Source organism: Embleya sp. NPDC020630 (assembly GCF_044334985.1).
Classification (GTDB): domain Bacteria; phylum Actinomycetota; class Actinomycetes; order Streptomycetales; family Streptomycetaceae; genus Embleya.
In genome coordinates, this window is sequence record NZ_JBIRUB010000017.1 from 122470 (window position 1) to 136808 (window position 14339).

A 14339-nucleotide genomic window follows, 5' to 3' on the forward strand; every position below is an offset into this window, starting at 1 on the left:
TGGGTGAGGTGGCATTCGGTCGTGGTCCGATGCACACGCGCAGCGCAGTGCGCCGTGCCGAGATGTGGCGGCTGAAAACCGCCCCTCGGTACGCCCCCTTCGCCACTGTTGTTATCGATATGCCGCATATTCGTGACCAATTATCAGCCGTGGGCCGGCAAGTGCGCGGGCATCGGGTCCACCATGACGCACCACGACTCATCGCGGGAGAACGGCTCCGACGAACTGGCCGCACTGGTACGGCAGGCCCGGCAGTGGAGCGAAGCGTCCCCGGACAGCTCGGCCGAGCGACCGATGCTCGACCCCTCGACGGACTCTCTCCGCGAACGTATGCGTCGCCGCCGCGCCAACCGCTCGAACGACGGCGACGCCCGGAACGACTAGGCAGTGTCGCGGCGGATGGCGATGCCGCGCGGGTCGAGGGCGACGGGATATCTGCCGCGTCGACCGCGACACCTCCGATGCGCCTCCCCGTCGGGCGGCTTGGGGAATACCGCGCGGACGCGGATGCGGATGTGGATACCGTGTCTGGGCGAGGCGTTCTCGAACTGTGGTGCGTGGCACGCCTGTCCGGTGGTGACCACGAATGTGCGCGGACGCCGTCGGCTGTCGGCCGCCGAACGAACCCTGGTGGTCGGCCGGTTGCGGTGCCTGCACGCGATCTGGATGTGTCCGGGCGTGGCGAATCTGTGCATGCAGCGGTTGCACAGGAATTCGTTGCCGGGCGGCCGTGGGCGACCGCTGCCGCCGTTCGTGTCCGATCGGGCCCAGAACCAGGCCCCGAACGAGACCGCCCCGAACGGCATTCCGATGTACAGGCCCACGAACACCGACAGGGCGAGTGTGGCCGCAGGCAGGAGCACCCAGCCGAACCACGGGGGGATCCCGGTCGAGGGCCCGGGATGATCCGGTTGGCGGCTCCGATCCGGCACGACTTCGTTCGATAAGCCGCACCGGGGGCACTGGGGGAACCTCATGGCCTTGCTCCTTGGATTCGTCACGTCGGATGTGTCGAACGGCAGAGCGGGGTGCAGGCGGGTCCGCGCCGCGCCGCATGCGGCGGGGATGGCTCGTCCGCGACTACCCAAGCCCAACCGCGGGCCAGACGGGGCGGCCTGGAGGGAAACACCGGGCGACTGCACATGAACGCGGGCGTGGAACGAGGCTGCACGAAGCTTCAGGGCATCCGGCCGGCACGGTCCGGATCGTCGGACCGGGCCCAGGCGTCGGAAATGCCGCTGTTCTCGGCGGTGTTGCCAGAGCCGATTGGCCACCCCCATACCCGACACCGGCAGTCCGTGGCCGGCGCGTACGCTCGGCCCGTGCCGCATTTCGAGACGACCACGCACATTCGTGTCACGCCCGCACGGGCTTTCGAGGCGTGCCTGGACATCGACGCGCATACCGCGTCCATGGCTTCGTCGGGGGAGCGGGCGATCGGTGGGGTAACGGCCGGCCGGATCGGGCTCGGGGAGAGTGTCACCTGGCGGGCGCGGCACTTCGGTGTGGTGTGGCGGATGACCGCGCGGATCACGGCGTACGAGGAGCCGAGTCGGTTCGTGGACGAGCAGGTCGGCGGCCCGTTCGCGCACTGGCGCCACGAGCACCGCTTCACCTCGGACGGGGCCGGCGGCACCGTGATGCGCGATGTCGTGGACTACGCCGCTCCGTTCGGGCCGATCGGTGCCGTCGTCGGGTGGATCGGGCTGCATCGATACATGGTGCGGTTGATCGTCGCGCGCAATGAGTATCTGAAGGACTCCCTCGAATCGGCAGTGTCCGAGTAGGCGTTCGATCTCCGCGCCGCCCAAGGGCGTCGTGTTCGGGCATCGGCAGGCGGTCGTTGCGGCGGTATTCTCGGCTGCCGTGGTGATCGTGCCGATCGTGTACCCGGCGGGTCGGCTCCGCGCCCCGGCGGTGCCGGCGGAAGTGCGCGACGATCGAACGGAGTTCGAGCCCATGAGTGACGAACAGGTGTCGCTGCGGCCGGTGGTCGAGGGCGATCTCCCCCTTCTCGAACGGTTTTCGACGGATCCCGAGGCGGTCGGTCCGTTCGGTTGGCAGGGCTGGGCGGATCCCGGGCGGTGGCGGCGCGAGTGGACCGAGAGCGGTTTTCTCGGGGACACCGGAGGGCAGTTGCTGGTGGTTCGCGGGGCCGACGTCCTGGGTTTCGTGGCCTGGCGCAAAATCGTCACCTCACGCACCTCCTACTGTTGGAACGTCGGGATAAATCTGTTCCCCGAGGTGCGGGGGCAGGGTTTCGGCACCCGCGCTCAACTTCTGCTGGTCCGCTACCTGTTCGCCCACACCCAGGTGGCGCGGGTGGAGGCGGCGACGGAGGTCGACAACGTCGCCGAACAACGCGCTCTGGAAAAGGTCGGCTTCACGCCAGAGGGCGTGGCCCGCGCGTACCTCTTCCGAGCAGGCCGGTGGCGCGACGTGGTCTTCTACAGCCTCCTGAGGGACGAACTTCCTTTGGAGGAGGAAGAGTCGACGCCAACGCTGTAACATCCGGCGGCCCGCGCGGGCATCGCCGGGCGGCGGACGCGGGCGAGCGGCAGTTGGCATGCGGCGGCGTCCGGCAGCGGTAGACGCGGTCGGTCAGCGCGTGGTGGCAGCCGGTGGCCAGTGCTGTGACCGGGATGGTCCACCGTGATCGGAAGGCACCTCGCGGGACGAGCGCACGCGCGACGGCTGGTATTACTGGGGCATGCAGGAAGAGACGGCACGCTCCGCGATCGACGTGTTCATCTCTGCGTTCAACGCCTCGGACGACAGCCGTGTGACTGGCCTGCTCTCCCAGGCCCTGACCTCGGACGTGGTCTTCCGGGGGCCGTTGGGTCGCAGCGAAGGAATCGCGGCGGTCGAGCGGTTCGTGCCGGACATCCGGCGCCACCCGGCGGGGACCGGCACGATGGTGCACTGCTCAGCGGTGGACATGCCTGACGAGTGGGCCCGGTACCAGTGGGCCTTCACCACGCCGGACCGAGGCCCCCGCCTGGCGGGAACGGACGTCGTCCATCTGCGGCGGAGCCTCATCGACCAGGTCATCGTCTTTGCGGGGGAGATCGAGCCGTCCGCCTCCTGAGACGTCCTTCTGTCGCTGTCCTTCTCGTGAACTTGTCCCTTTCGGCATTCCGGGACTGCGGTTCGCGGTCGGTCATGCTGCGGCGCCGAGGCGGCGCCCGCCTCAGCGGATGCCCTTCGCGCTGCGGATGCGGGCGCTGCCTTCCGCCTTCCGCGTGCCGTCCGCGGTCCGCGGTCCGCCGTCCGCCGTCCGCCGTCCAAGGCTCGCCACCCAGCCCAGTCGTTCGCCGGCCCCCCACCCGCGACCGCCCCCAGCCCAGCCCCCTTCCACCCCAGCCCGGCATCGGGCCCCGCCCGGCCCCCGCCCCGGCTTCGGCCCCCGGCCGGCCCCGCCATGGCCAGCCCAGCCCAGCCCAGCCCGACCCGCCCCGCCCGGCCCCACCCCGGTCCGCCCTGGCCCGCCCCAGCCCGGTCCGGCCCACCCCGGCCCTGGCCCGCCGCCCGGCCCTGGCCCACTCCGCCCCCGCCCCCGCCCCCGCCCCCGCTCCTCCGGCCTACCCCCTCCCGTTCCGCCCCGCCTGGTGGGGCCGCACCGAAAGGGGGCTTCACCTTGGTTCGTTGCCACGAAGTTCCCGGGCGCTCGCCGCTCTAGCGTCGTGGCATTCGCCGCCGCCGGGGTCGGCGGGACCGGGCCGAGGGCGACCCAGGATGGAGGAAGCCATGACACGACGTCTGCGTCTGGACGACCTGACCGCGATTGTGCTGCCGGAGCAGCCGTCGATCTCCCCCGACGGGACTCGTGTTGTCTACACGCTGGTCGGCGTCGATGCCGAGGCGGACCGTCCGGTGCGCAGTCTGTGGTTGGTGGCCACCGCCGGCGACACCCCGGCGACCAGGCTCACCGAGGGTCCCGGCGACGGCAGCGCGGCCTGGTCGCCCGACGGCACACGGATCGCGTTCCTGCGCGCCGCCGGCGGCCCGCCGCAGATCTGGATCCTGCCCGTGGCCGGCGGCGACCCGAGGCAGCTCACCCGCCTGCCGCTGGGCGCCGGCCGCCCGATCTGGAGCCCGGACGGCTCCCGCATCGCGTTCACCGCTGCCGTCGACACCCACGCCGTCCCCGGCGAGGACGACGCCGCCCGCGCCGCCCGGGGCCATGCGCCGCTGGTCGTCGATGCCCTGGACTACCAGGCCGATGGCGCCGGCCTGCTCGGCACCATGCGCAGCCACCTCCACGTACTCGACCCGGACACCGGCGAGGTCACCCAGCTCACCGAGGGGGAGTGGCACGCGAGCGAGCCGGCCTGGTCGCCCGACGGCCGCCGGCTGGCCTTCTCCGCCGGCCGCGACGCCGACGCCGACGTGAGCAACCTGTCGGCGGCGTACGTGCTCGACCCGTCCACCCCCCACGTACCGGCCGAGCAGGTCGGCCCCGCCGACGGCATGACCGGCCCGGTCGGCTGGACCCCCGACGGCGAGGCCCTGCTCGCCGTCGGCGCGACCCACAACGGCACGGGACACGCGCGCCTGCTCCGCATTCCCCTTGCCGGCGGCCCCGTCGCCCAACTCGCCGCCTCGCTGGACCGCAACATCATGTCCGGCGGCGGCGGATACCCCGGCGCGCTGCCCCGATTCACCGCCGACGGCCGCGAACTGCTGTTCTGCGCCCGGGAGGCCGGCGACACCCAGTTGCTGGTCCTCGACCCCGTCACCGACACCACGCGCGTGCTGGTCGGCGGCGACAACCGCAGCGTCTCCGGCCTCTCGATCCCGCAGGCCCCCGGGCCGGTCGCCATCGTGCTGGCGACCCCCACCTCGTACGGCGAGATCGTCCTGGTCGACCCCGCCGACGGCACCGAGCGCGTCCTCACCACGCACGTCGCCGACGCGCTGCCGGACGTGGAACTGTTCACCGCCGTCGACCGCCGGTTCACCATCTCCGACGGCACCGTCGTACACGCCCGGGTGATCCGCGACCCGCAGGCGACCGGCCCCGGCCCGCTGCTCATGGACATCCACGGCGGCCCGCACAACGCGTGGGGCGGCACCGCCGACTCGATCCACCTCTACCACCAGGTGCTGGTCGAGCGCGGCTGGACCATCCTGCTGCCCAACCCCCGGGCCAGCGACGGCTACGGCGAGGACTTCTTCACCGCCGCCGTCGGGGAATGGGGCCTCGCCGACGCCCCCGACTTCCTGGAGCCGCTGGACACCCTCGTCGCCGAGGGCATCGCCGACCCCGACCGGCTCGCCGTCGCCGGCTACAGCTACGGCGGCTACATGACCTGCTACCTGACCAGCCGCGACCGGCGCTTCGCCGCGGCGGTCGCCGGCGGCGTGGTCAGCGACCTGGTCAGCATCTCCGGCACCTCCGACGCCGGCACCTTCCTCGCCCGGGCCGAATTCGGCGACATCAGCTACCGCGACGAGCCCGAGCGCTATGCCGCGATGAACCCGCTGACCCGGGTCGGCGACGTACGCACCCCGACCCTGATCGTGCACGGCGGCGCCGACATGCGGTGCCCCGTCGGCCAGGCCCAGCAGTGGTTCAGCGCGCTGCGCGAGCAGGGCGTGCCGACCCGGATGGTGCTCTACCCCGAAGGTTCGCACCTGTTCATCCTGCAGGGCCGCCCCTCGCACCGCCTCGACTGGAACCGGCGGATCATCGACTGGGTCGAGCAGTACGCCGGTCCCGCCGGCCGCACCCGCCCGGCCCGCCTGGACGCCGCGCACTGGCAGCGCCGGCTGTCCACGCTGGCCCCGCGCCACCAGGTCCCCGGCGCGACGCTCGCCGTCCTGCGCCTCGGCGACAACGGCCCCGACGACCTGATCGAGGCCGCCCACGGCGTCCTCAACCTGAACACCGGCGTCCCGGTCACCACCGAATCGGTCTTCCAGATCGGCTCGATCAGCAAGGTGTGGACCACCACGCTGGTCATGCAGCTGGTCGAGGACGGACTGCTGGACCTGGACCAGCCGTTGGCCGAACTGATGCCGGAACTGCGGCTGTCCGACCCGGAGTTGCCCAAGCGCATCACCATGCGCCACCTGCTCACGCACTCCTCCGGCATCGACGGCGACCACTTCCCCGACACCGGGCGCGGCGACGACTGCGTGGCCCGCTATGTGGACACCCTCGCCGACGTCGCGCAGGTCTTCCCGCCGGGCGCCGGCTGGTCGTACTGCAACGCGGGCTTCGTGTTGGCCGGCCGGGTGATCGAGCACCTGACCGGCAAGACCTGGGACGAGGTGTTGCGCGAGCGGCTGAGCACCCCGCTCGGACTGACCCGCACCGTCACGCTGCCCGAGGAGGTGCTGCTTCTGAGCGCCGCGATCGGACACGTCTCCGAAGGCGGCGGCGCGCCGACCGTGGCACCGGTGTCGGGCCTGCCCCGCTCCCTCGGACCGGCCGGCCTGATCTCCTCCACCGCGGCCGAACTGCTCGCCTTCGCCCGGCTGCACCTGACCGACGGCCTCGCCGCCGACGGCCGCCGACTGCTCGCCGCGCAGCACACGACCGCGATGCGCGAGCGACAGGTGGACGTACCCGACACCGCGTTGACCGGCACCGCCTGGGGCCTGGGTTGGCGCCTGTGGTCGGTGGACGGACAGGAGCTGTGCGGCCACAACGGTGGCACCGTCGGCCAGCTCGCCTTCCTCCAGGTACTGCCCGAACACGGCCTGGCGGTGGCGCTGTTGACCAACGGCGGCCAGGGGGAGGTGCTTTCCGAGGAATTGTTCGCGGAGATCCTCGCCGAGGTGGCGGGCATCGCGCCGAACGAGCCGTTCGGCCCGCCCGCCGAGCCGCCGGCCGTGGACGTGGACCGCTACGTCGGGGTCTACGAACGCGCCGCACAGCGCGACGAGGTGACGGTGACGCCCGACGGTCTGGTGCTGCGCCGCGAGCTGACCGGCCCGCTGGCGGACACCCTGCCCGACACGGTCACCGAGATGCGGATGGTGCCGGTCGCCGAGGACGTGTTCGCGGTACGCCTGCCCGGGTCGCCGATCTGGCATCCGCTCACCTTCGCCTCGTTCGGCACCGGCCGGCGATTCCTGTACCTGGGTGCTCGGATCAGTCCGCAACGGGACTGACCCGACCCGCCCACCCCCACCGCGTTTGCCCCGTGACGCGGTGCCGTCGGCCCCCTGCCTCGTTTCCCGTCCGAGGCAGGGGGCCGATTCCGTGCGCGCCCCGCCCCGTCCCCGAGCCGCCCTCACTCGATCGGCCGCCGCATCCGTGCGCCCACCCGGGTGAGGGTGCCCCCGCAGGCGCGCCGGACCTCGGCCGTTTGCCCGGTTTGCGCGAGTATGGACCGGGCGACGCGATCGGCGCGCCGCGTGCGGGGCGGCCAAGGAGTACCACGATGGACGAGTTGACCACCCGGGTCGACGGGATGCTCGACGACCTCTGCGCCGACCTGCGGCGGCTCACCCGGATCCCGTCGATCGCCTTCCCCGGCTACCCGCCGGAGCCGGTGACCCAGGCTCACGACATGGTGGTCGACCTGCTGCGGGACGCCGGCGTGCAGGACATCGCCGCGCTGCGACTGCCGGACACCTCCCCGGTGATCACCGGCCACATCCCGCCGCCGCACCCGGACGCGCCGACCGTGCTGCTGTACGGGCACTACGACGTACAGCCCGCCGGCGACGAGGCGTTGTGGACGACCACGCCGTTCGAACCGACCGACGTCGACGGGGCGATCCACGGGCGCGGCGTGGCGGACGACAAGTCGAACCTGATCGTGCACGTCGGCGCGCTGCGGGCGTTCGACGGCCGGCCGCCGGTGGGGATCCGGATCGTGTTCGAGGGCCAGGAGGAGTACGGCAGCGACTTCGACGACTACCCCCAGGCGCACCCGGACGAATTCGCCTGCGACGCGATGGTGATCGCCGACATGGGCAACATCCGCCCCGGCACCGGCACGCTGACCGTGGCGCTGCGCGGCGTGGTCGAGGTGATCGTCGAGGTGCACACGCTCGAAGAGGCGAAGCACAGCGGCAACTTCGGCGGCGCCGCACCGGACGCCCTCCTGGTACTGCTGCACGCGCTGGCCGCCCTGCACGACGCCAAGGGTGACGTCGCCGTGCCCGGCCTGCGCCGTGAGCAGTGGGCGGGCGGCGGTTGGAGCGAGGAGGAGTTCCGTCGGCTCGCCGGGATCCGGGCCGGCATGCCGCTGATCGGCACCGGCAATCTCGGCTCGCGCCTGTGGTCCGGCCCGGCCGTCACGGTCACCGGCCTGGACGCGCCCTCGGTCGAACGCGCGGCCTCCGCCGTGGTCCCCTCCGCGCGGGCCAAGCTCAACATGCGCTGCCACCCGGCCCAGGACCCGGCCGAGGCACAGCGGCTGCTGATCGAATTCCTGGAGGGCCTGCGGCCGTTCGGCGTACCGCTGACGGTGACTCAGGCCGGCGCGCCCGGTTCGGGGTTCGCGGCGGCCACCGACGGTGTGGCCTACGCCGCCGCGCACGAGGCGCTGCGCACGGCGTGGGGCGAGGAGCCCGTACACGCGGCGGCGGGCGGGTCCATCCCGCTGGTCAACAGCCTGGCGGCGGCCCAACCCGGCGCGGAGATCCTGCTGTTCGGGGCACAGGACAGCATGTGCAACCTGCACGGGCCCAACGAGCGGGTCCTGGTGAGCGAACTGCGCGACGCGGTGGTCGCGGAGGCGGCCTTCTTCACGGCATACGCCGAGCGGTTCCGGCGCGACTGAGGCGGGACACGCGCGACCCCGCCCCGGCGCCCGCGTCACCACCGCCTCGACCCCGACGCCCCACGAACCACCGGCAGCCACATCGAACCACCAGCAGCCGCGAGGAGCACCGCGTGAGCACCGACCAAGCCCCGCCGACCGAGGCCGAGGACGAAACACCCTCGCCGAAGCGCGGGTTCCGCTTTCCCAGCGCGCTGACGGTATTGGCGATCGTGACGATCGCGGTCTGGGCGCTGGCGTTCGCGATTCCGACGGGCGAGTACCGGCGCGGCGAAGACGGTAAGCCGATCGCGGGCAGCTACCACCACACCAAGTCGCCCGAGGACTTCATCCAGCGGCTCAACGACCTGTTCCTGTCACCGGTCAACGGCTTGTACGGGATCAAGGACGGGCAGAGCGGACAGGTCGCGCCGGACAACTCCGGTGATCTGTACGGCAGCGCGGCTGTGTTCCTGTTCGTGCTGGCGATCGGGGCGTTCATCACGGTGGTGTTCGCCACCGGCGCGCTGGATCGGGGCATCGCCCGGCTGGCGCATCGACTGCGCACACGCGGCGCCGTGTTGATCGTGGCGATCATGACGGTGTTCTCCATCCTCGGCTCGGTGGAGGGTTTCGCCGAGGAGACGCTGGGGTTCTACGGCCTGATCGTGCCGCTGATGCTGGCGCTCGGCTACGACCGGATGGTGGCCACCGGCGCGATCATCCTGGGCGCGGGCGTGGGTGTGCTGTGTTCCACGGTGAACCCCTTCGCGACCGGCGTGGCCTCGTCGGCGGCGGGGATCTCGCTGGGCGACGGCATCGTGCTCCGGTTGATCATGCTGGTCGTGTTGACGGCGGTGACGATCCTGTACGTGGTGCGCTACGCGCGCCGGGTCAAGGCCGATCCGTCCCGCTCGTTCGTGGGGTTCCTGCCGGGGGACCGCGAACAGGCGCAGGCGGCGGCGACCGGCGCGGATCCGGCGCCGTTGACCCGGACGCACCAGATCGTGCTGGTCGCGGTGACGATCACGTTCGTGTTCATGATCTTCTCGATCATCCCGTGGGCGCAGGTCCTCACGGGCGATGCCGAAGCCACCCCTTACGGGTGGGAACTCGACTGGTCCTTCGCCCAGTTGGCGGCGCTGTTCATCGTGGCGGCGGTCATCGTCGGGTTGTTGGCCCGGATGGGCGAGAAGAAGTTGTCCGAGACGATCATCCAGGGCGCGGCGGACTTCATCTCGCCGGCGCTGATCATCATGTTGGCCCGCGGGGTCACCGTGATCATGAACAACGCTCTGGTCACCGACACCGTGCTGCACTCTATGGAGAGCACGGTCTCGGATTCCACATCGGCGGTGTTCGGCCTGCTGATCTTCGCGGTCAACCTGCCGCTGGCCTTCCTGATCCCGTCCACCTCGGGGCACGCGACGCTGGCGATGCCGATCCTGGCGCCGCTGGCCGATTTCGCCGATGTGCCACGGGCGTTGGTGGTCACGGCGTGGCAGGCGGCGTCGGGGTGGATGAATCTGTGGGTGCCGACGACGGCGGTGATCATGGGTGGGGTGTCGCTGGCCAAGGTCGGCTACAACCAATACCTGCGCTTCGCCGCGCCGCTGCTGGCCATCCTGTTCGTACTGATCTGTGCCTTCCTCGCGCTGGGCTCCGGCCTGTCCTGACCGGCCGCCGCGCCGGCCGGGGCGCCCTCGGGCGAACCCGGCCGATGGGGCGGGCGACTCAGTCCCGGAGGCCGGAGAGCCAGCTGGTCAGGAGGCGGCTGACCTCGTCGGGACGCTCCTGCTGGATCCAGTGGCCGCAGCCGTCCAGGATGTGGGAGGAGATCAGGCCGGGGAGGGTGGTCGGATAGGCGGCGATGGCGTCGGCCATCCAGATCGTGGAGGCGTCCAGGGCGCCGCCGATGAACAGGGACGGCTGCTTGATCGGGGCGCCGGCGTGGTCGGCGAGGTCGGCCCAGTCGCGGTCCATGCTGCGGTAGCGGTTGAGGGCTCCGGTCAGGCCGGTGCGCTCGAACTCACCGGCGTACACGTCGAGTTCGTCCTCGGTCAGCCACGCCGGCAGGCTCCCGGCGGGGAAGCGGTCGCGCAGCCGGCCGCCGGCGCGGGCCACGAAGTGCGGGTCGGGCGCGCCCTGGGCCGGCATGGTGTCGGCGGACAGGGCCGCGTAGAAGCCCGCGAGCCAGCCCCGGACGTCGGGCTCGATCTCCGCTTCGGCCCGGCCGGGCTCCTGGAAGTACGAGACGTAGAACTCCTCTTCGCCGCCCATCTGCGCGAAGACGTCGGTGGGGCGGGGGCCGCCGGGCGGCGCGTAGGGCACGCTCAGGAGGGCGACGGCGCGGAAGACCTCGGGGTGGAGCAGGGCGGAGGTCGCCGCGATGTTGGCGCCCCAGTCGTGCCCGACGATCACCGCCTGCTCCTCGCCCAGGGCGCGCACCAGGGCGACGTTGTCCGCGACCAGGTCGAGCATGCGGTAGGCGTCGCCGGTGGCGGGCTTGGAGGAGCGGCCGTAGCCGCGGACGTCGAGCGCTACGGCGCGGTAGCCCGCCGCGGCGAGGGCCGGGAGCTGCCGGCGCCAGGAGTACCAGGACTCGGGGAAGCCGTGGACGAGCAGGACCAGCGGTCCGGTGCCCTGCTCGACCAGGTGCAGGCGCCCGGCGGGGGCCTCGATGGTGCGGTGGCGTTGGTCGGCGGACGGCGCGGGGTGGTGCATCGCTTCTCCTCGGGTCACGGGCGGCTCATCGGTTCACGGCCGGCCGCGGTCACCCACCGATCATGCGTTGCGGCGGGTGCGCGGGGCGAGTGGCATTGACATCCTGGCAAACTTGCAGGACAGGGGGTGGAGGCGACACAGTGGAGGGAGCGGCATGGTGGAGTCGGAGTCGGAGTCGGAGTCGGAGTCGGAGAGGGGACCGGGACCGGGACCGGGACCGGGGCGGGGGCCAGGGCCGGGGTCGGAGCCGGAGCCGGGGACGGACGACGGGATGGCCGACGCTCTGGCGGCCATGGGCCCGCGCCTGCGGATCGCGCGCGAGCGGCGCCGCGCCACGCTCTCCGCTGTCGGCCGCGCGACCGGCATCGCGCCGAGCACGCTGTCCCGGATCGAGAACGGCCGGCGCAGGCCGACCCTGGAGGTGCTGCTGCGGCTCGCGAAGGCGTACGACGTCTCCCTCGACGAGCTGGCCGGGACCGCACCGGCCGGCCCGGCCGGCCCGGCCGGACCACGCCCGCCGACGCCGCAGCGCGCCGGCGACGACAAGGCGGTGTGGCCGCTGACCCGCTACGTCGGCGGCCTGCACGCCCACAAACACGTCCTGCCGGCGATCGACGCGCCGCCCGCGCGGCCCCGGCAGGTCTCCCACGACGGATACGAATGGCTGTGCGTCCTGTACGGGCGCCTGTGGTTGGCCCTCGGCGACCAGGATCTCGTCCTGACCGCCGGGGAGACGGCCGAGTTCGACACCCGCACCGCCCACGGCGTCGCGAACGCCGGCCCCGGCGGCCCGGTGGAATACCTGATCATGTTCGGCCCCCAGGGCGAACGTCTGCGCCCACGCACCCCGTTGCCCGACCGAGGACCCCGGTAGCGCGGCACGGGGCCCGCTCGTCCGGGTCACCGAAAGCCGCCGTCGGCTCTTCGAACTCGCCTTCCCTCGAAGGGAGTTGGCCACTGGGCCGCCGAGATCGGGCCACTTCGACGCATGGTCTCGGGTGTCCTGTTCGGGTTGTTCGGATGACCTCGGGATGTATCCGCCGGGTCGGAGGTGGGATGCGTTGACCGAAAACCGGTGAAACGGCACTCGAAATGGCGTTCGAAGCGGCCTTGGAGACGTCGAGTGATCGCGCGTGCCGCCGACACCAAGATCGTCACTATTCGAATTCTTTGTCCGAAATCCTCGCTGTGGCGGATGTTCCGGAAGGGGATTCTGTGACGCGTGGGTACACGCCCACGCCGTCGCGGGTCCACGAGGGACGTTCCCCTGGGCCCGTTTCGTACGCGGGCCGCCAATGGCCGCGCGACGTGGCGGTGTTCGTGTCATCTCGCGCGTCCCCCGGAAGGGTATACGCGCGAAGAGTGAGAGAAGGAGAGGAACTTCGATGTCTCATGGACGTCGGTTAGCGCGGTTATCGACCGCGCTGCTCGTGACGGTTGGGATCGCCGGAACGGGGATCGCCGGAGCCGGCACATCCGGATCGGCTGCCGCGGTCGCGCGCACCGCGGTGTACGTCGACAACGACGGTGTGCTGCACACGACTTCGGCCGGGGCGGTGGACAACATCGTTACGGTCACCGGATCCGCGTCCGGCTGGACGGTGTCGGACTCCACTCCCGGCGGCGGCGTGACGGTCGGGAACGGTTGCACGAAGAATGCCTCCGGAGCAGCCGTCTGCCCGAGTTCCAACTTCACCTCGGTCGTCGTCGACGTCGGTGCCGGAGACGACATCGTTCAGCTGACCGGCAGGGCAGGCGTGAACTGCCGTGTGAACGGCGGCGCGGACGACGACATCGTGAACGCGTCGCGCTGTGAGATCGACGGTGGCGCGGGGGACGACGTCCTCTACGCCAAGGTGGGCACCGTCACCCGAGGCGGCGACGGTGACGACGCGATCGTCGTGTACGACCCCACCTCGACCGCGCCGCGTGAGGTCTTCGGCGGCGCCGGTCGTGACGAGATCGCCTTCACCCTGGCCACCGGCCCGGTGACGGTGACCCTGGACGACGTCGCCGACGACGGCCAGAACGGCTACACGAACATCAACGTGCACTCCGACGTCGAGAACGTGCGAGGCGGTCAGTACAACGACGCCATCACCGGCAACGCCGCCGACAACCAGCTGCGCGGCGCCGAAGGCGACGACCTGCTGATCGGCGGCGACGGGAACGACACGCTGGAAGGCAACGCCGGGAACGACATCCTCAGGGGTGGAGCCGGCGTCGATGCCCTCTTCGGCGGCACCGGGATCGACCAGTGCGACGTCGGCCTCGACGGCGGCACTGTCTCCGCCGACTGCGAGGCGTGAGTAGGTAGTCGTACCAGGAGTACGCCCCGGTCACTTCGTTGAACCGGTGTTCCGTTCAGCCGAACACGGCACTTTCGCTTGGTCGCACCGACACCCCGGGCCCAGGGTGTCGGTCGATCGCGTATGTGCCTGTGTCATGCGGTATTCCGGCGGGGGTGGCCTGACGGCGGGCCCGGCGCGGGCAAGTGCGGTTGCGGGCGGCCGAGATGTTCACGCAGGGGGTGGCGTCGCCGCTGTCGCCCGGCAACGGCTCGGCGGTCCGACGTGTCGGTCCGGGACAACCACAACCACACCCATCACGGCGAGGCCGCGATGCGGGAGTCGACCGAGGCACGCGCCCGGCCTACCGACCAGCCCCTCTCGACGGCTTCATCGCCGAAACCGGACCGGCCCTGGCCCCGCCGTGGTTCGTGCCCCCGCGGTCGCCGCCGTTGCGCCGGGGTCGCTCTCGGCGCGGTGAAACCCCACGGCCGTGTTCCCGGGGGCGCACGGTCCACTGAGCGAATCGCGCCCTACCCGCGGGTCCTCGGACGTGTCAGGCTCGGACTCGCACCGGTTCCGGTCTCCGGCAGGGCGCACCCGT

Annotated in this window: 11 protein-coding genes; 9 read left to right on the plus strand and 2 right to left on the minus strand. The window is 71.7% G+C overall.

Annotation, left to right across the window (positions count from 1 at the left end):
• The first annotated feature begins 132 nt into the window (after nucleotides 1–132).
• On the plus strand, nucleotides 133–384 hold the full coding sequence (locus tag ACH4XV_RS37670; RefSeq protein WP_395797232.1) for a hypothetical protein: 252 nt from the start codon (nucleotides 133–135) through the stop codon (nucleotides 382–384).
• Here ACH4XV_RS37670 and ACH4XV_RS37675 read toward each other — a convergent pair.
• Nucleotides 381–863, minus strand: coding sequence for a hypothetical protein (locus tag ACH4XV_RS37675; RefSeq protein WP_395797234.1), 483 nt, complete (start codon nucleotides 861–863; stop codon nucleotides 381–383). The two genes, ACH4XV_RS37670 and ACH4XV_RS37675, sit on opposite strands and share 4 nt — an antisense overlap.
• A 459-nt stretch (nucleotides 864–1322) precedes the next feature.
• On the opposite strand from ACH4XV_RS37675, the gene ACH4XV_RS37680 reads away from it, so the two are divergent.
• The 6 genes from ACH4XV_RS37680 (at nucleotide 1323) to ACH4XV_RS37705 (ending at nucleotide 10399) form a co-directional block, all read left to right on the plus strand.
• Nucleotides 1323–1787, plus strand: coding sequence for an SRPBCC family protein (locus tag ACH4XV_RS37680; RefSeq protein WP_395797236.1), 465 nt, complete (start codon nucleotides 1323–1325; stop codon nucleotides 1785–1787).
• A gap of 79 nt (nucleotides 1788–1866) precedes the next feature.
• Nucleotides 1867–2508 carry a GNAT family N-acetyltransferase gene (locus ACH4XV_RS37685; protein ID WP_395797238.1) on the plus strand — a complete coding sequence of 214 codons (642 nt, stop codon included), beginning with the start codon at nucleotides 1867–1869 and terminating at the stop codon, nucleotides 2506–2508.
• 202 nt (nucleotides 2509–2710) lie between these two features.
• Nucleotides 2711–3088, plus strand: a complete 378-nt coding sequence (locus ACH4XV_RS37690; RefSeq protein WP_395797240.1) for a nuclear transport factor 2 family protein — start codon at nucleotides 2711–2713, stop codon at nucleotides 3086–3088.
• A 659-nt stretch (nucleotides 3089–3747) separates the two neighbouring features.
• On the plus strand, nucleotides 3748–7122 hold the full coding sequence (locus ACH4XV_RS37695) for a serine hydrolase (protein WP_395797242.1): 3375 nt from the start codon (nucleotides 3748–3750) through the stop codon (nucleotides 7120–7122).
• Nucleotides 7123–7394: 272 nt separating this feature from the next.
• A complete protein-coding gene (locus ACH4XV_RS37700; protein ID WP_395797244.1) occupies nucleotides 7395–8744 on the plus strand; it encodes a M20/M25/M40 family metallo-hydrolase in 1350 nt (449 codons plus the stop codon).
• A 113-nt stretch (nucleotides 8745–8857) separates the two neighbouring features.
• Nucleotides 8858–10399: a YfcC family protein gene (locus tag ACH4XV_RS37705; RefSeq protein ID WP_395797246.1), complete on the plus strand. Its 1542-nt coding sequence runs from the start codon at nucleotides 8858–8860 to the stop codon at nucleotides 10397–10399.
• Between the two features lie 58 nt (nucleotides 10400–10457).
• Here ACH4XV_RS37705 and ACH4XV_RS37710 read toward each other — a convergent pair whose 3' ends face one another.
• Nucleotides 10458–11447, minus strand: coding sequence for an alpha/beta hydrolase (locus ACH4XV_RS37710; RefSeq protein ID WP_395797247.1), 990 nt, complete (start codon nucleotides 11445–11447; stop codon nucleotides 10458–10460).
• A 271-nt stretch (nucleotides 11448–11718) separates the two neighbouring features.
• Between ACH4XV_RS37710 and ACH4XV_RS37715 the strand changes: the two genes are divergently transcribed.
• Together ACH4XV_RS37715 and ACH4XV_RS37720 are read left to right on the plus strand one after the other, a co-directional pair.
• Entirely contained in the window at nucleotides 11719–12321 is a 603-nt protein-coding gene (locus ACH4XV_RS37715) for a helix-turn-helix domain-containing protein (RefSeq protein ID WP_395797249.1), read from the plus strand.
• Nucleotides 12322–12832: 511 nt separating this feature from the next.
• Nucleotides 12833–13756 (plus strand): calcium-binding protein, encoded by a 924-nt coding sequence (locus ACH4XV_RS37720; protein WP_395797251.1) that lies wholly within the window; start codon nucleotides 12833–12835, stop codon nucleotides 13754–13756.
• Nucleotides 13757–14339: the final 583 nt, after the last annotated feature.

What these genes read in the sequence shown, in the direction of transcription:
- ACH4XV_RS37690 (WP_395797240.1), top strand. Translation starts at nt 2,711, where the DNA reads ATGCAGGAAGAGACGGCACGCTCCGCGATCGACGTGTTCATCTCTGCG.
- ACH4XV_RS37695 (WP_395797242.1), top strand. Translation starts at nt 3,748, where the DNA reads ATGACACGACGTCTGCGTCTGGACGACCTGACCGCGATTGTGCTGCCG.
- ACH4XV_RS37700 (WP_395797244.1), top strand. Translation starts at nt 7,395, where the DNA reads ATGGACGAGTTGACCACCCGGGTCGACGGGATGCTCGACGACCTCTGC.
- ACH4XV_RS37710 (WP_395797247.1), bottom strand. Translation starts at nt 11,447, where the DNA reads ATGCACCACCCCGCGCCGTCCGCCGACCAACGCCACCGCACCATCGAG.
- ACH4XV_RS37715 (WP_395797249.1), top strand. Translation starts at nt 11,719, where the DNA reads ATGGCCGACGCTCTGGCGGCCATGGGCCCGCGCCTGCGGATCGCGCGC.
- ACH4XV_RS37720 (WP_395797251.1), top strand. Translation starts at nt 12,833, where the DNA reads ATGTCTCATGGACGTCGGTTAGCGCGGTTATCGACCGCGCTGCTCGTG.